General features: G+C 73.9%; 15 protein-coding genes. 11 read left to right on the forward strand and 4 right to left on the reverse strand.

Annotated elements, in window-relative coordinates:
• Positions 1-19 precede the first annotated feature (19 nt).
• Positions 20-439, reverse strand: coding sequence for a hypothetical protein (locus tag ACPXCB_RS29875; protein ID WP_425879302.1), 420 nt, complete (start codon positions 437-439; stop codon positions 20-22).
• Positions 440-655: 216 nt separating this feature from the next.
• Here ACPXCB_RS29875 and ACPXCB_RS29880 point away from each other — a divergent pair, with 216 nt between their 5' ends.
• From ACPXCB_RS29880 to ACPXCB_RS29900, 5 genes are all read left to right on the forward strand, one after another.
• The gene (locus ACPXCB_RS29880) at positions 656-859 is read left to right on the forward strand and encodes a hypothetical protein (protein ID WP_121400897.1); all 204 of its coding nucleotides are present in this window, start codon (positions 656-658) and stop codon (positions 857-859) included.
• Positions 860-935: 76 nt separating this feature from the next.
• Entirely contained in the window at positions 936-1,865 is a 930-nt protein-coding gene (locus tag ACPXCB_RS29885) for a histone (RefSeq protein WP_425879303.1), read from the forward strand.
• A 66-nt stretch (positions 1,866-1,931) separates the two neighbouring features.
• Complete coding sequence (locus ACPXCB_RS29890; RefSeq protein WP_425879305.1) at positions 1,932-3,365, forward strand: RNB domain-containing ribonuclease; 1,434 nt, start codon at positions 1,932-1,934, stop codon at positions 3,363-3,365.
• 262 nt (positions 3,366-3,627) lie between these two features.
• Positions 3,628-4,326: an NADPH-dependent F420 reductase gene (gene npdG / locus ACPXCB_RS29895; protein WP_425879306.1), complete on the forward strand. Its 699-nt coding sequence runs from the start codon at positions 3,628-3,630 to the stop codon at positions 4,324-4,326.
• A gap of 135 nt (positions 4,327-4,461) precedes the next feature.
• Positions 4,462-4,905, forward strand: a complete 444-nt coding sequence (locus ACPXCB_RS29900; protein ID WP_425879308.1) for a VOC family protein — start codon at positions 4,462-4,464, stop codon at positions 4,903-4,905.
• A 49-nt stretch (positions 4,906-4,954) separates the two neighbouring features.
• On the opposite strand, the gene panB is transcribed toward ACPXCB_RS29900, so the two are convergent.
• Positions 4,955-5,800 carry a 3-methyl-2-oxobutanoate hydroxymethyltransferase gene (gene panB, locus ACPXCB_RS29905; protein WP_311414958.1) on the reverse strand — a complete coding sequence of 282 codons (846 nt, stop codon included), beginning with the start codon at positions 5,798-5,800 and terminating at the stop codon, positions 4,955-4,957.
• Between the two features lie 135 nt (positions 5,801-5,935).
• Positions 5,936-7,696 carry an NAD+ synthase gene (locus ACPXCB_RS29910; RefSeq protein WP_425879310.1) on the reverse strand — a complete coding sequence of 587 codons (1,761 nt, stop codon included), beginning with the start codon at positions 7,694-7,696 and terminating at the stop codon, positions 5,936-5,938.
• 186 nt (positions 7,697-7,882) lie between these two features.
• Between ACPXCB_RS29910 and ACPXCB_RS29915 the strand changes: the two genes are divergently transcribed.
• The 5 genes from ACPXCB_RS29915 (at position 7,883) to ACPXCB_RS29935 (ending at position 14,374) form a co-directional block, all read left to right on the forward strand.
• The gene (locus tag ACPXCB_RS29915) at positions 7,883-9,232 is read left to right on the forward strand and encodes a glutamine synthetase family protein (RefSeq protein WP_425879311.1); all 1,350 of its coding nucleotides are present in this window, start codon (positions 7,883-7,885) and stop codon (positions 9,230-9,232) included.
• Between the two features lie 107 nt (positions 9,233-9,339).
• Entirely contained in the window at positions 9,340-9,765 is a 426-nt protein-coding gene (locus ACPXCB_RS29920) for a DUF350 domain-containing protein (protein ID WP_151454027.1), read from the forward strand.
• 35 nt (positions 9,766-9,800) lie between these two features.
• Positions 9,801-10,496, forward strand: coding sequence for a helix-turn-helix transcriptional regulator (locus tag ACPXCB_RS29925; protein WP_425879313.1), 696 nt, complete (start codon positions 9,801-9,803; stop codon positions 10,494-10,496).
• A gap of 71 nt (positions 10,497-10,567) precedes the next feature.
• The gene (locus ACPXCB_RS29930) at positions 10,568-13,894 is read left to right on the forward strand and encodes an NACHT domain-containing protein (protein WP_425879315.1); all 3,327 of its coding nucleotides are present in this window, start codon (positions 10,568-10,570) and stop codon (positions 13,892-13,894) included.
• A gap of 102 nt (positions 13,895-13,996) precedes the next feature.
• Positions 13,997-14,374: a VOC family protein gene (locus ACPXCB_RS29935; protein ID WP_151454024.1), complete on the forward strand. Its 378-nt coding sequence runs from the start codon at positions 13,997-13,999 to the stop codon at positions 14,372-14,374.
• Positions 14,375-14,432: 58 nt separating this feature from the next.
• Here the strand turns inward: ACPXCB_RS29935 and ACPXCB_RS29940 are convergent, their stop codons facing one another.
• Complete coding sequence (locus ACPXCB_RS29940; protein ID WP_425879317.1) at positions 14,433-14,918, reverse strand: hypothetical protein; 486 nt, start codon at positions 14,916-14,918, stop codon at positions 14,433-14,435.
• A 208-nt stretch (positions 14,919-15,126) separates the two neighbouring features.
• On the opposite strand from ACPXCB_RS29940, the gene ACPXCB_RS29945 reads away from it, so the two are divergent.
• Complete coding sequence (locus ACPXCB_RS29945) at positions 15,127-16,011, forward strand: virginiamycin B lyase family protein (RefSeq protein WP_425879319.1); 885 nt, start codon at positions 15,127-15,129, stop codon at positions 16,009-16,011.
• The last annotated feature ends 73 nt before the right edge of the window (positions 16,012-16,084 follow it).

Consider the following 16,084-nt stretch of genomic DNA (forward strand, 5'->3'; position numbering starts at 1 on the left):
CCTAACCGCCCCCCGTCCGTCAGTGGGGGCACGGCAGCCGTTCGAGGGCGGCGGGACCGGCGTCGGACGGGACGGCCAGCGCGAAGCACGCCGCCGAGTCGGCCCGCTGCCAGCCGAAGACGGAGGCCGCCGTCTTGGCGACCCGGACGCGGAAGACCAGCCGTACGGTCGCCCCCACGCGGCGCCCGTCGCTGCGTACGGTCAGCACCTCGACCCCGTCCACCGCGTCGGCGGCCCGCCGCAGCGTCGACTCCCCGGCCGCCGGTTCGGCGAGCAACCGTGCGCGGGCGAGTTGCGCGGTGGCGGTCACCTCCCGCTCGGCCCGTCGCTCCAGCCGCTGCTGTGACCGGTCCCGTAGCAGCGGCAGCCCGGCGGCCGCCCCGGCCACCGCCAGCACGATCGCCGGCGCCGCCACCGTCAGTACGCGCCGCGGCCACACCGATCTCCCACCCCCGTGTCGCACGGGGCGATTGTGCGCCACGGGCCCGCCCCGCGGCTGCCCCGTGGCGGGCCGACGGGGTGGGCGCCGTACCCCCGAGTGGCCCTGTTTCCGCAGTTCCAGCCCTTGACGGCGGGGGCACGTCTACTGTGGAGAACATCGGCGACTTGTGGTGTTCCGGTGGCGGCCGGGTGGTTCGCGGTGCACAGTGATCCCATGAGCGACAGCGGAAGCGGTGGGCACTTCTACTGGTGCACCCGGCACCACCGGGTCGAGACCGACGCCGACGTGTGCCCCGCCAGGCACGTTCTGGGGCCGTACGCCTCGGCCGCCGACGCGGAGAACGCCCTGCAGACGGTGCGGGAGCGCAACGACGCGTGGGAGGCCGAGGACGCCCGCTGGGCCGGGGAGGACAGATAGGCGGCGCGGGACGGCCCGCGCCGAGGCACGTGGTGCTCCGCGAGGGCGAGAGCACGTCCCCAGGAAGGGAACCGAGATGGCCGAAGCACAGCAGGCCACCACCCGCCCGGCCGCCAGACGTACGACCGCCAGGAAGACCGCCGCGGCGGAGCGGACCGCGGGCACGGCGCGGACCGCGCGCCCGTCCGCCACGTCCACGGCGGCGAAGAAGGCACCGGCCAGCAAGGCGACCGGCGGCGCGGGACGGGCCCCGGCGAAGAAGGCCACCGCCGTGAAGACCCCCGCCGCGAAGGCCTCCGCTGCGAAGGCTCCCGCGAAGAAGGCGGCGTCCAGGGTCGCCACCGCGGCGAAGAGGACGACGGCCGCGGCGAAGAAGACGACCGCCACCGCCGCGAAGAAGGCGCCCGCCGCGGCGAAGCGGACGACGGCGGCGGCCAAGAGCACGGCGGCGAAGAAGACGACCTCGGCGAAGACGCCAGCCCGGCAGGCGGCGACGAAGGCCGCCACCACGGCGAGGAAGGCCACCGCGCCGGCGAAGAAGGCCCCCGCCAGCGGCACCGCCCCCGCCCGCAAGGTCACCTCGGCGGCGAAGAAGACCACCACGGCGGCGAGGAAGACCACCACCACGGCGGCGAAGGCCCCGGCGAAGACGGCCACCGCCAAGAAGACGACGCCGGCCAAGAAGACGACGCCGGCGGCGAAGAAGACGACGGCGGCCAGGAAGACGGCCGCGACCCGGCCCACCGGCGGCGCCCGCAAGGCCGCCGCGACGAAGGCCCCCGCCAGCAAGGCCACCGCGACCTCCTCGGCCATCACCCGCAAGGCGGCGGCGAAGAAGGCCCCGGCGAAGAAGACGACCGTCGCCCGGGCGCCGGCGAAGAAGACGACCGTCGCCGAGGCGCCGGCCAAGAAGGTCACCGCCCGCAAGGAACCCGCCCCGACGACCGTGGCCCGGGCCACCACCCCCCGGGGCGTACGGGCGAGCGCGCGCAGGGCGACCGGCTGACCGCGACGTGGATGTCCGGCCCTCGCCGGGAAGCGGATCATCCGCCACACTGTCAGGATTGACCCCGTGGTGATCCGACGCGTACTCGCACCCCGCATCGACTTCGGCGCGCTGCGCCGCGAACTGGGGCTGCCCGAAGGGTTCCCGGCCGAGGCGCAGCGCGAGGCCGACGCTGCGGCGGCCGCGCCGCCCCGGCCCGCCGCCGACCGCACCGACGTCCCGTTCGTCACCGTGGACCCCGCCGGTTCGCGCGACCTGGACCAGGCGATGCACCTCGCCCGCCGCCCCGGTGGCGGCTACCGGGTGTCGTACGCGATCGCCGACGTCGCCGCGCACGTCCGCCCCGGCGGCGCGCTGGAGGAGGAGACCTGGCGGCGCGGGCAGACCGTCTACCTGCCCGACGGCACCGTGCCGTTGCACCCCGAGACCCTCAGCGAGGGCGCGGCCAGCCTCCTGCCGGACGTCGACCGGGCCGCCGTGCTGTGGACGATCGACCTGGACGCCGACGGCGGCACCGTAGGGGTCACGCTCGAACGCGCGCTGGTGCGCAGCCGGGCCAAGCTGGACTACGTCGGCGTCCAAGCGGCTGCCGACGCCGGCCGGCTACCCGATTCCATCGCCCTGCTGCCCGAGATCGGGGCCCTGCTCACCGCGCGCGGGCTGCGCCGGGGAGCGATCAACCTGCCGCTGCCCGAACAGGACGTGGAGGCCGACGGCGACGGCTGGCGGCTGGTGCTGCGCGGGCCGGTGCCGATGGAGGAGCACAACGCCCAGATCTCGCTGCTGACCGGGATGGCCGCCGCCGACATCATGCTCGCCGGGGGCATCGGCCTGCTGCGTACGATGCCGGCGCCGAAGCCCGAGGCGGTGGCGCGGCTGCGGGCCGCCGCCGCCCCGCTGGGCGTGCACTGGCCGGACGGCGCCGGCCCCGGCGAGGTGATCGCCGGGCTGGACCCGTCGCAGCCCCGGGCCGCCGCCTTCGTGGACCAGGCCGCCGAGCTGATGCGGGGCGCCGCGTACACGGCCTTCGACGGCGCGTCGCCCGAGCAGCGGGAGCACGGCGGGGTCGCGGCCGCGTACGCCCATGTCACGGCGCCGCTGCGGCGACTGGCCGACCGGTACGCCACGGAGGTCTGCCTGGCCCTGCACGAGGGCCGGGCGGTGCCCGACTGGGCCCGCGCGGCGCTGCCCCGGCTGCCCGAGGTGATGGCCACGACCGACCGGGCCGCCTCGGCGGCCACCCGGGGCGCGATCGAGCTGGCCGAGGCGGTGCTGCTGGAGCACCGGGTGGGGGAGACCTTCGACGCGGCGGTGCTGGACGTCGACGCGGCCCCGGACGGCAAGGCCCGCCCGGGCCGTCGGCCCGGCGGCACCGTGGCGCTGGACGAACCGCCGGTGCGCGCCCGCTGCCTCGGCGAGCTGCCGCTCGGCGAGCGGGTGCGGGTCCGCCTGGTCACCGCCGACCCCGCCACCCGCGTGGTGGCCTTCGAACTGGCCTGATCCGCCGGCTCGCCCGCCTCTGCGTGATGGCTGCCGGGCGGACCCGATTCCGCCGGCTCGCTCTGCCCGCGCGGTGGTCGCGGCCCGGTCGGCCCGCGTGGTGGCCGCCGGGCCGTCTCGATCCGCTGGCTCGGTCGCCTTGCGCGGTGACCGCCGAGCCGGTCCGGTCCCGCCGGCGGACGCCCCGGCACCGTCGGTGGCAGCGGGGATTGTCACAGCGCCCGCCGGTGCCGCCGGCCTGCGGGTTTGCGAGGATGGCGGCATGGCTTACGACGCGAGCACGCTGCCCGACGTGTCCGGGCTGACCGTCGGCATCATCGGCGGCACCGGCGACCAGGGGAGGGGTCTCGCCTACCGGTTCGCCCGGGCCGGCCAGCCCGTGCTGATCGGCTCCCGTACCGCCGAGCGGGCCGTCCAGTCCGCCGAGGAGATCGCGGCCCTGCCAGGCGTGCCCGCCGGGGCACCGGTGGCCGGCGGCAGCAACGAGGAGATGGCCCGGCGCAGCGACGTGGTCATCATCGCCGTGCCGTGGGACGGGCACGCCGCTACCGTCGCCGCGCTCGCCGAGCCGCTCGCCGGCAAGATCGTCGTCGACTGCGTGAACCCGCTGGGCTTCGACAAGCAGGGCCCGTACGCGCTCACGGTCGCCGAGGGCAGCGCCGTGCAGCAGGCCGCTGCGCTGCTGCCCGACTCCCGGGTCTGCGCCGCGTTCAACCACGTCAGCGCCCCGCTACTGGCCGACCCGGAGATCGAGCGGATCGACCTCGACGTGCTGATCTGCACCGAGGACCGCGAGCTGGTCGGCGTGGTCGCCGCGCTGGCCGCCCGGATCCCCGGCATGCGCGGCATCTACGCCGGCCGGCTGCGCAACGCCCACCAGATCGAGGCGTTCACCGCCAACCTGATCGCCATCAACAAGCGCTACAAGGCACACGCCGGCATCCGCGTCACCGACCTCTGAGTGCCCGCCTTCGCCGGCCCGCCCCGGGCCGGTGAGCGGGGCCGCCGGGGGAGACCGCCGGGCCGAGCTGGGCGCGATGGCCGGCAGGTGGAGTGGCGCCCGCGTCCGGTCGTACCCTTAGGGCAGTATCGGGGCATGACCTGGCACCTGACGATCGACTGTGCGGAACCGGCCCGGCTGGTGGCGTTCTGGGCGGAGGCGCTGCGCTACCGCCCCCAGCCTCCACCGGACGGGCACACGACCTGGCGCGACTGGTACCTGGCGGCCGGCGTGCCCCCGGAGGAGCTCGGCGAGGGCGACGTCGTCGACCGGCTGGAGGACCCGAGCGGGGCCGGGCCGCGGATCTGGTTCCAGCCGGTGCCCGAGCCGAAATCGATCAAGAACCGGTTGCACATCGACCTGATGGTGGGCGGGGGCCGGTCGGTGCCACTGGCGGAGCGCCGCCCTCGGGTGGACGCGGAGGTCGCCCGCCTGACGGGGCTGGGAGCGCGGGTGCTGGGCTCGACGGACGTTCCGGAGGACGGCACCTACGCGGTGCAGCTCGCCGACCCGGAGGGCAACGAGTTCTGCGTGGTGTGAGCCCCGACGGGCGGTGCGGCCCGCAAGGTCGCACCGCCCGTCTAACGGATCAGAAGGTGTGTTCCTCGGCGGGGAAGTCGCCGCCGCGTACCTCGTCGGCGAAGCGCCGGGTCGCGTCGGTCAGGGCGCCCGCCAGGTCGGCGTAGCGCTTCACGAAGCGCGGCGCCCTGCCGGTACGCAGGCCGGCCATGTCCTGCCAGACGAGCACCTGGGCGTCGGTGTCCGCGCCGGCGCCGATGCCCACGGTCGGGATCGGCAGCTCCGCCGTGATCCGCTTGGCCACCTGCCCCGGCACCATCTCCAGCACCACGGCGAACGCGCCCGCCTCGGCCACCGCCCGGGCGTCGGCGATCACGTCGTCTGCCGTGTCGCCGCGCCCCTGCACCCGGTAGCCGCCGATGGCGTGCTCGCTCTGCGGGGTGAAGCCGATGTGCGCCATCACGGGGATGCCGGCGCCGGTGATGGCGGCGATCTGCGCCGCGCAGCGCCGGCCGCCCTCCAGCTTCACCGCGTGGCAGCCGCCCTCCTTCATGAACCGCACAGCGGTGCGCAGCGCCTGCGTGGGGCCCTCCTCGTAGGAGCCGAACGGCAGGTCGCCGACGACCAGCGCGTGCCGGGTCGCCCGGACCACCGCGCGGACCAGCGGGAGCAGTTCCTCGGCGGTCACCGGGACCGTCGTCTCGTAGCCGAAGACGTTGTTGGCCGCCGAGTCGCCGACCAGCAGCACCGGGATGCCGGCCTGGTCGAAGATCGAGGCGGTGTACTGGTCGTACGAGGTGAGCATCGGCCACCGCTCGCCGCGCTCCTTGGCGGCGATCAGGTCGCGGGTGCGTACCCGCCGGGTGGCCGGGCCGCCGTAGAGGGCGGTCACCTCGGACGGGGTGGACTCCACCATGACTGTCTCCTTCCTCGAGGCCGCGTGCGCGGTCCCCGGGTTCCGCCGCGATCGTCGCACCCGACGACCGGCCGGCGGCAGAGCGCAGTGGAGGATGTCACTCCCGGGCCGCCGCCGGCCCGGGAGCGACCCGGCTCAGCCGTCCTCGCGCCACCGGTTCGTGATCGGCAGCCGCCGGTCCCGCCCGAAGGCCTTCATCGAGATCTTCGCGCCCGGCGCGGACTGGCGGCGCTTGTACTCGGCGGTATCCACCATCCGCAGCACCCGGTCGACGACGGCCGGGTCGTGGCCGGACGCGACCAGCCCGTCGCGGCCCAGGTCACCGTCGACGTAGCCGATCAGGATCGGGTCCAGCACGTCGTAGTCGGGCAGCGTGTCGCTGTCCAACTGGCCGGGGCTCAGCTCGGCGCTCGGCGGCTTGCCGATGGAGTTCTCCGGGATGGGCGGGGTCTCGCCCCGGCGGGCGGCGTCGGCGTTGCGCCACTTCGCCAGCCGCCAGACCAGCGTCTTCCAGACGTCCTTGACCGGGTTGAAGCCGCCGACCGAGTCGCCGTAGAGGGTGGAGTAGCCGACCGCCAGCTCGCTCTTGTTGCCGGTGGTCAGCACCAGGTGCCCCTCCTGGTTCGACAGCGCCATCAGGATCACCCCGCGTACCCGCGCCTGGAGGTTCTCCACGGAGACCCCGGAGAGCGACATGTTCGCCAGGAAGGTGTCCACCATCGGCTGGATCGGCTCGACCCGGTAGTCCAGCCCGGTCCGCTTCGCCAGGTCGGCCGCGTCCTCCCGGCTGTGCTCGGAGGAGTGCTGGCTGGGCAGCGACACGCCGACCACCCGGTCGGGCCCGAGCGCGTCGACGGCCAGCGCGGCCACCACCGCCGAGTCGATGCCGCCGGAGAGGCCCAGCACCACCGAGGGGAACCGGTTCTTGTTGACGTAGTCGCGCAGGCCCAGCACGAGCGCCTGCCACACCTCGGCCTCGTCGGCGACCGGGGCGATCGTCCCGCCGGTGGCGGCCGGCCCGGCGGGCGTCGGCGGGATGTCCCCGGCCGCCGTCCGCACCACGCGCATCCCGTCCGCCAGCTCCTGCTCCGGGGCGGCCGGCTCGCCGGCGGCGGGCAGCTCCACGTCGTGCACCAGCAGGTGCTCGACGAACTGCGGGGCCCGGGCGAGCAGCGTGCCGTCGGCGGCCACGACCATCGAGTCGCCCTCGAAGACCAGCTCGTCCTGCCCGCCGACCATGTTGACGTACGCGATCGTCGCCCCGGCCTCGGCGGCCCGGCGGCGGACCAGCGGCAGCCGGACGTCGTCCTTGTTCAGCTCGTACGGCGAGCCGTTGACGCAGAGGACCAGGCCTACCCCGGCCTGGCGGGCGGCGGCGAACGGACCGCCGGCCTGCCACAGGTCCTCGCAGATGGTCAGCGCCACGTCCACCCCGCCGACGCGGACGACGCTCAGCGCGTCGCCGGAGACGAAGTAGCGGTCCTCGTCGAAGACACCGTAGTTGGGCAGGTGGTGCTTGAAGTAGGTGGCGACGATCCGACCGTGGTGCAGCAGGGCTGCCGCGTTGCGGGCGCCGCGACCGGGCTCGGCGTCGCCGCTGACCTGCGGCGGGCCGTCGGCGTCCAGGTAGCCGACCAGCACCGGCAGGGCGCCCGACCCGTCGGCGTCGAGGTCGGCGGCGAGGCGTTCCAGCGCAGCCTTCGACGCGGCGACGAAGGACCGGCGGAAGACCAGGTCCTCGACCGGATAGCCGGTCAGCATCATCTCCGGGAACGCGACGACCTGGGCGCCGGCGTCGGCGGCCCGGCGGGTCCAGTCGCGGACCAGGCCGGAGTTGCCGGCGAGGTCGCCGACGGTCGGGTTGACCTGGCACAGGGCGAGACGCAGGGTGGGCATGTCCTCATCTTGCCCCAGCGGTGCGGGCCCGACACGCGGGGCGGGGCGACGACGACAGCCGCGGGACACGGCGGGACGCCCGCCGGCCGGTCGCGTAACGTCGGCGTAACGAGGCCGGTGGAGACTGGTCGGTCAGGCCGGGTCGACCCCGGTCGCAGGTGCGCAACGGTGTCGCGAGGGGTGGAAGTGGACCGTCAGCAGGAGTTCGTCCTCCGTACGCTGGAAGAGCGGGACATCCGGTTCGTCCGGCTGTGGTTCACCGACGTGCTCGGCACGCTCAAGAGCGTGTCGGTGGCCCCCGCCGAGCTGGAGGCGGCCTTCGAGGAGGGCATCGGGTTCGACGGCTCGGCGATCGAGGGCTTCGCCCGGGTCGTCGAGTCCGACATGGTGGCCATGCCCGACCCGACGACCTTCCAGGTCTTCCCGTTCGAGGGCGGGGCCAGCGGCGAGAGCGCCCGGATGTTCTGCGACATCCTGCTGCCCGACGGCGGCCCGTCCTGGGCCGACCCGCGGCACGTGCTGCGCCGGGCGCTGTCCAAGGCCGCCGAGAAGGGCTTCACCTTCTACACCCACCCCGAGATCGAGTTCTTCCTGCTGGAGAACGGCCCGCCGGACGGCTCGGTGCCGATCCCGGTCGACACCGGCGGCTACTTCGAGCACACCACCCACGCCGTGGCCCGCGACTTCCGCCGACAGGCCGTGCTGGCGCTGGAGCGGATCGGCATCTCCGTGGAGTACAGCCACCACGAGGTGGCCCCCGGCCAGCAGGAGATCGACCTGCGCTACGCCGACGCGCTCACCACGGCCGACAACATCATGACCTTCCGGCACGTGGTCAAGGAGGTGGCGCTCTCCACCGGCGTGCAGGCCACCTTCATGCCGAAGCCGTTCACCGACCAGCCGGGCAGCGGCATGCACACCCACCTGTCGCTGTTCGAGGGGGAGCGCAACGCGTTCCACGACGCCGGCGACCCGATGAAGCTGTCCAAGGTGGCCCGGGCGTTCATCGCCGGGCTGCTGGTGCACGCCCGGGAGTACACGGCCGTCACCAACCAGTGGGTCAACTCCTACAAGCGGCTGTTCCCGCAGGCCTTGCCGGACCGGGTGACCGAGAGCCCCGCGTACGTCTGCTGGGGTCACCTGAACCGGTCCGCGCTGGTCCGGGTCCCCGCCTACGGCAAGCCGAACTCGGCCCGGGTGGAGGTCCGCTCGCCGGACTCGGCGGCCAACCCCTACCTGGCCTTCGCGGTGCTGCTCGGCGCCGGGATGAAGGGCATCGAGGAGGGCTACGAGCTGCCGCCGGGCGCCGAGGACGACGTGTGGTCGTTGACCAGCGCCGAGCGGCGGGCGATGGGCTACGAGCCGCTGCCGGAGAACCTGGCCGAGGCGATCGACGTGATGGCCGGCTCCGAACTGGTCGCCGAGGTGCTCGGCGAGCACGTCTTCGACTTCTTCCTGCGCAACAAGCGGGCCGAGTGGGAGCAGTACCGCCGCGAGGTGACCCCCTACGAGCGGCAGCGATACCTGTCGCTGTAGGCCCGTCTCCCGGAGCCGGAGCGGGCTCCCGCTGCTGGCGCGGTGCCGCTATCGTCTCGGTCACCGCGCCGGCATCCCCGCCGGGCGCAGAGTTCGGGAGGCAGTCGGTGCTGGAAGACCTGCTCAGCGGAGCCTGGCAGAGCGTCGTGTTCGGGGTCGTCGGGGTGGCCCTGATGGCGGCCGGGTTCGGGCTGGTCGACATGCTCACCCCGGGCAGGCTGCGGGAGCTGATCTGGGTACGGCGCAACGGCAACGCCGCGCTGCTGCTCGCCGCCAACCAGCTCGGCATCGCCGGGATCGTGTTCACCGCGATCCTGACCAGCTACAGCGACTTCGCCAGGGGGCTCGCCTCGACTCTCGTCTTCGGCCTGGTCGGGCTGGTCATCATGGCGCTGGCGTTCTTCGTGCTGGACCTGCTCACCCCCGGCAAGCTCGGCGAGATCATCTGCTCGGACGAGCCGCACCCGGCGGCGCGGGTCAGCGCCGCCACGCACTTCGGCGCCGCGCTGATCGTCTGCGCCTGCATCGCCTGATCGGCCCCGTCACACCCCCGTCGTAGGTTGCGGGGGTGAACCGGACGGACCGTCTCTACGCCCTGGTCGAGGAGCTGCGCGCCGTGTCGCCACGCCCGCGCAGCGCCCGCTGGCTCGCCGCCCGCTTCGAGGTGAGCACCCGCACCATCGAGCGCGACATCGGCGCCCTCCAGGAGTCGGGCGTGCCGATCTGGGCCGAGCCGGGCCGCACCGGCGGCTACGCGCTCGACCGGGCCCGCACCCTGCCGCCGGTCAACCTCGCCCCCGTCGAGGCGGTCGCCATGGCGGTGGCGTTGCACCGGATGCGCGGCACGCCGTTCGCCGCCGCGGCCGGCACCGCCCTGCGCAAGCTGATCTCCGTGATGCCGGCCGCCGACGCCGCCGAGGCGCACCGGCTCGCCGCCCGGGTGCACCTGATCGGCGACGGCCCGGTGACGCCCGTCCCGGCCGCCGTCGCCGACGCGGTGCGCGCGCGACGTGTGCTGCGCCTGCGCTACGCCGACCGCGCGGGTGCCGGCTCGCTGCGCGACGTGGAGCCGCTGGGCTACCTCGGCAATCCCCGACACTGGTACCTGCTGGGTTGGTGCCGGCTGCGGGCCGGCATCCGCGCCTTCCGCGTCGACCGGATCACCTCGGTCACGACCCTCGCCGAGCGGGTGCCGGAGCGCGAGCTGTCCGCCGACGACATCGACATCCCCCAGGAGCGGATCCGCCGGCTCAGCCTGGTCTGAGCCGGGACAGCGCGGCCCTCCCGTGCACGGCATGCTGTCTCTTCCGCATGTTCCCCGCAGGAGGTCACCACGTGCCCGACGCGCTCAGCTACGCCGACGCCGTTCGCCTGCTCGGCGGGGAGAAGAGCAGGGTCGTCGACTGGTTCGACAAGCTGACCGGAGGAGCCCTGCTGGCCGCCTCGGTGCCGGTGCCGGCGCTACTGGGGATCTTCGACGCGAAGGCGGAGTTCGTCCGGCTCGGCCACGAGCTGGTACGCGGCATGTCCGAGAAGCGCTCCGGGCTGTCCCGGTACGACCGCACGCAGCGCCTGGAGGCGGCGCACGCCGTCATCGCGGTGACCGCCTTCTTCGAGGTGCTCAGCGAGATCGACCTGCCCTTCGACGTGGCGAGCGCCCGGATCAGCAAGGCCGAGCAGTTGTCGTTGGCCGGCTCAGGAGCGGTGCACGAGGCGGCCCTCACCGACGCGTTCTTCGCCACCGCGGCGCCGCTGCCTGGTCCGCAACTGCCCTATCCCGCGTTCCGCCATGCCCTGGTCGCCTACTACGGCGGGCTCGTCGGCCGGCTGCAACACCTCCTACACGGCCTGGCCGTGTGGGAGGCCGTCGACGAATGGCGGCGACAGGCGACGGAGAAGGTGCTGCTCCGGCTGCCCATGACCGCCGTCGACCGGCACCGCGACCTGCTGACCCAGCTTGCGGTGGACTACGTCGAGGTGTCGTTCTGGATCGGCCTGCACGAGCACGAGGCGACCCGGACGCAGGTGCGTGCCCTCTCGGTGGGGCTGGACGAGATGCGGCAGGCCCTGGTCGCACTCTCCGCGGGAGGCCCACCCGACGGCCGTCGGGCGGCGCTCGCCGTGGCGTACACCGCGGAGTTGGGACGGCCGATCATCTCGTCCGGGGAGGTGCCGGCAGGGCTGACGGTGCCGACGCTCGGCGAGGCGTACGTGCCGCCACTGTGCCGGATCGAGGAGTTGCCCGCCCACGCGCGACCGAGCGACGAGGCGTGGTGGGACGGGCGGCCGTTGCGTGACGACCTGTGGCAGTCCCTGGTCGTGCACCTCACCTCGCCGAACGCCACCCGCGCCCCGCTGCTGGTGCTCGGCCAGCCGGGCTCCGGCAAGTCCGTGCTGACCCGGGTCCTCGCCGCGCAGCTGCCGGCTGCCGACTTCATGGTGGTGCGGGTGGTGCTGCGAGACGTCCACGCCGCCGGGGAGCTCCAGGACCAGATCGAGCAGGCGGTCCGTAACGACACCGGAGAGAGGGTGGACTGGCCCGGCCTGTCCAGGTCGGCAGGCGACGCCCTGCCGGTCGTGCTGCTCGACGGCTTCGACGAGCTGCTCCAGGCCACCGGGGTCAGCCAGACCGACTACCTGCGCCGGGTGGCGGCCTTCCAACGGCGTGAGGCCGACCAGGGGCGGCCGGTGGCGGTGCTGGTGACCAGCCGTACCAGCGTCGCCGACCGGGCGCAGCCGCCGCCCGGCACGGTGGCGGTACGGCTGGAACCGTTCGACGGCGAGCGGGTACGGGCCTGGACTGCCACCTGGAACCGGGTCAACGACGGGGCGTTCCACGCGCTCGGCGTGCAGCCGCTGGAGCCGGCGACGGTGCTGGCCCACCGTGAGCTGGCCGAACAGCCGCTGTTGCTGCTGATGCTGGCGCTCTATGACGCCGAGGGCAACGACCTGCGATCGGCCGGCGAGCTGCGCCGGGGCGAGCTCTACGAGCGCCTGTTGCGCAGCTTCGCCCGCCGCGAGGTCATGAAGCACCGGCCGGGCCTGTCCGAGCGGGACCTGGACCGGGCGACGGAGGACGAGCTGCGCAGGTTGTCGATCGTGGCGTTCGGCATGTTCAACCGGGGCGTCCAGTGGGTCACCGAGAACGACTTCGAGTCGGATCTCGCCGCGTTGCCGTTCCTGGGCAGCCGTCCGGCGGATGTCACGACCGACGGACACCTGCGTACCCCACTGCGACCCGCCGAGATCGTCCTGGGCCGCTTCTTCTTCGTGCACCGCTCACAGGCGATGCGGGACCAGACCCGGGCCAGCACCTACGAGTTCCTGCACGCCACCTTCGGCGAGTTCCTGATCGCCCGGACGACCGCGCTGGTGCTTAACGACCTAGCGGCCCGGGAGGCGAGCGCCCTGCTGGGGGCCACGCCGACGGACGACGACCCGCTCCACGCTCTGCTGTCCTTCGCGACACTGACCGGACGCACCCCGATCGTCACCTTCCTCACCGAGATCCTGACGTCGTGGGGCGCAAGCCGGCGGGACGCCGTGGTCGACATGCTGCTGCGCCTGTTCCGGGCGGCGCCTGGCCGGCGACCGGCGCGCCACTTCGAGTCGTATGAGCCTCGGCAGTTGTCGGTTCCGAAGCGCCACGCCGTGTACGGCGTGAACCTGCTCGTGCTGCTGCTCGCCGCGAGCGGGCAACTGCGGGCAAGTGATCTCCACCCGGACAGTGGCGACGTCGTGTCCGGGTGGAACCGACTGGCTCTCTTCTGGCGTTCCCAGCTCAGCGACAGCGAGTACGCCGGCCTGTTGGGCGCGGTGCGGATCGAGCGGGCGTGGATGGGAACGCGACGGGATCTGCTCCTCTCCATCGAGGAAGGTCAGGACGAGTCGCCGCCGACGGCGGGCGGCCCCGATTGGCTCACCAGCGGTTCCAGGGAAGACAGCCCGGTGGAGGATGCGGCGAGCTACTACCTGCCGACCGGAACGGATTTCGCCCTGCTCGCTCGGACCGCGCACCTCGAGTGCGACCCGAATCTCGACGCGGTGCTGCACGCGCTGGGACCGCTGGGGCATCCGCTCGACGCGCTCGACGGCCTCTGGACCTTCCCGGATGGCGACCGGTCGGAAGCCCGGCTCCTGCTCGACGTGTCGCTTCTCCCGATCCTCGGTGCGGGGGCTCCGGAGCGGGAGCGGGCCTACCAACGCCTGCTGGCCATCGTGCAGGAGCCGGACGAGACACCGCAACTGCCGCTGGCGGAGTTCGTGCTGAATCGGATCTCGACCGATCCCGGGTTGTCCGCCGCGTTCGTCGCCGATGTGTTGTGTCGTGTCCAACGGGATTCGACGATCGTCGGCTCCCTGCTGGCGTCGGCCGCCCGCTGCGTTCTCGCCTTCCTCGGCCGCGACCGGGAGACCGACGTCAGGCTGGCTGAGCAGGCCGACCGCCTGATCGCCGGCGCACAGTGGTACGCCGCCGCTGGCGGCAGTCCGCTCGACTGGCTCGACACCGACACCGCGGAGTTGGTCGTCCGCACGTACGAGGCGGGCGTGCGGCGGTACCCGGTATCGGTGGCCGAAGCGGCGAGTTTCCGCGCCCGCCACGGATCGCGTCGCCCCGACCTGGTCGACCGGTTGATTCCGCTCACCGACCCGTCCGAGTAGCGGTCTGGTCGCAAACACCGACAGGACGGTGTCGCGGACGGGGCGGAGGCTGACTCCTGACGGCGCCGGCCGAACGGCCGGCGCGCGAACGGGAGGCGACACATGTCCACGATCACCAGCGGGGTCAACTGGTTCGAGGTCGGCACGGACCGGCCGGAGGAGACCGGGCGCTTCTACACCGACCTGTTCGGCTGGGCGTTCGGCGAGCAGGGGACGCCGGAGGCGTCGTACCGGGTGACGGAGGCGGGGCCAGCGGGTTCCATCCAGGGCGCGATCCGGGACACCGGCGGGGCGAGCCCGAACTACGCCATCTTCTACGTGCAGGTGGCCGACGTGGCCGACGCCGCCCGGCGGGCGGAGGCGGCGGGCGGCAAGGTGCTGGTGCCGCCGAGGTCCAACGACAACGGGCTCACCTTCGCCCACCTGGCCGACCCGGTCGGCAACCACTTCGGCGTCTACGCCCCGCCACCGGGGGCCTGAGCAAGCCCGGCCGGGTCGCCGTCCGCCCCGGCCGGGTCGCCGGAGCGGACGGCGTACGTCACTTGCCGGCCGGACCGCCGTGGCCGCCCCGACCGCCCGGGCCGGGCAGGACGCCGGCCTCGGCGGCGGCGGTGACGGCGTCGGCCTGCTCCTGGGTGAGCTTGCCGTCCTCGACGGCCTGCGCCAGGCGCTCCTTCATGGCGGCCTGCCGGTCGGCGGGGTCGCCCTTGCCGCCCTTCTCCGGCCGGTCGCCCTTGCCGGGCCGGTCGGCGGGCTTGTGCTCCTCGCGCAGCTTCTCCAGCGCGGCCGTCACCTTGTCGGTGTCGACGCCCAGCTCCGCGGCCAGCTTCTCGGCGAACTCCGCCTGCCGGTCGGCCCGCTGCTGCTGGCGGTCGCCGTCCTCGGCGGCGCTGGTGCTGGCGCCCGGCGCCGGAGTGTCGCCGTCCGCGGCGAACGCGACCGTCGGGGCGGCGAGGCCCACGCCGAGTACGCCGGCCGCGGCCAGCCCGGCCAGCAGGTGCTTCTTCCTCGTGGTGCGGGACATGTCGTCCTCCAGCTCGTTGGTGAGTGTTGCGATGACCGCACCGACAGTGACCGGCAGGGCTGAGGGGATGCCGTGGCGACCCTGTCAGCGAGCTGGCAATCCGGGCCGGTCGATCGGACAAACGGGTTGCCTCGGCGCGCGGTGGCAGCGAGGGTATGCGGTCGGCAGGGCCCCGCCGGGGCGGAGCAGACGACGGAAGGTGACCCTCGTGACGACGTCCGCGAAGATCAGGGAAGTCCCGCTGGCCGGGGCGGGCGGCGGCCCGTACGGCATCACGGTCGGCCCCGACGGCGCGCTCTGGCTGACGCTGGCCCATGCCGGCGGCATCGCCCGGATGGGCGCGGACGGTGAGCTGCGCACCTGGTCGGTGTCGCCCGACAGCCGACCGTTGATCATCACCCCGGGCCCCGACGGCGCCCTCTGGTTCACCCGCTCCGGCGACGACCGGATCGGCCGGATCACCACCGACGGCGAGCTGAGCGCCGTCGCGCTTCCGGCCGGGACCGGCCCCTGCGGCATCGCCGCCGGTCCCGACGGCGCCCTCTGGTACGCGGCCATGAGCGCCGACGCGATCGGTCGGGTCACCGTCGACGGGGAGCAGACGCGGTTCCCGCTGCCGGTGAGCGGCGGCTTCGCCTCGATGGTCGCCGCCGGGCCGGACGAGGCCGTCTGGTTCACGCTCAACCAGGCGAACGCGGTGGGCCGGATCGGCATGGACGGCGCCGTGACCCTGCACGCGCTGCCGACCGAGGGGGCCGCGCCGGTCGGCATCACCGCCGGTGTCGACGGGGCGCTCTGGTTCGTCGAGATCGGCGCCGGTCAGCTCGGTCGGATCACCCCGGACGGGCGGATCACCGAGTACCCGCTGCCGGACCGGTCCGCCCGGCCGCACGCCATCGTCGCCGACCCGGCCGGCGGCTGCTGGTACACCGAGTGGGGCGGCAACCGCATCGGCCACGTCACCCCGGACGGCGTAATCGACACCTACGACCTCCCCACCCCGGCCTCCGAACCTCACGGCCTCACGGTCGCCCCGGACGCCACGGTCTGGGCCGCCCTGGAAACAGGCGCCCTGGCCCACCTGACCCCCTAGGGCCTGTGTCGAAGTCGGTGCCAGGGCTTGAGCTGTTGAGTGAGGATCTTCGCGTGTCGGTGTTCGAGATGTA

This window comes from Micromonospora sp. DT62 (assembly GCF_049847285.1).
In the GTDB taxonomy this organism is placed as follows: Bacteria; Actinomycetota; Actinomycetes; order Mycobacteriales; family Micromonosporaceae; genus Micromonospora; species Micromonospora reichwaldensis.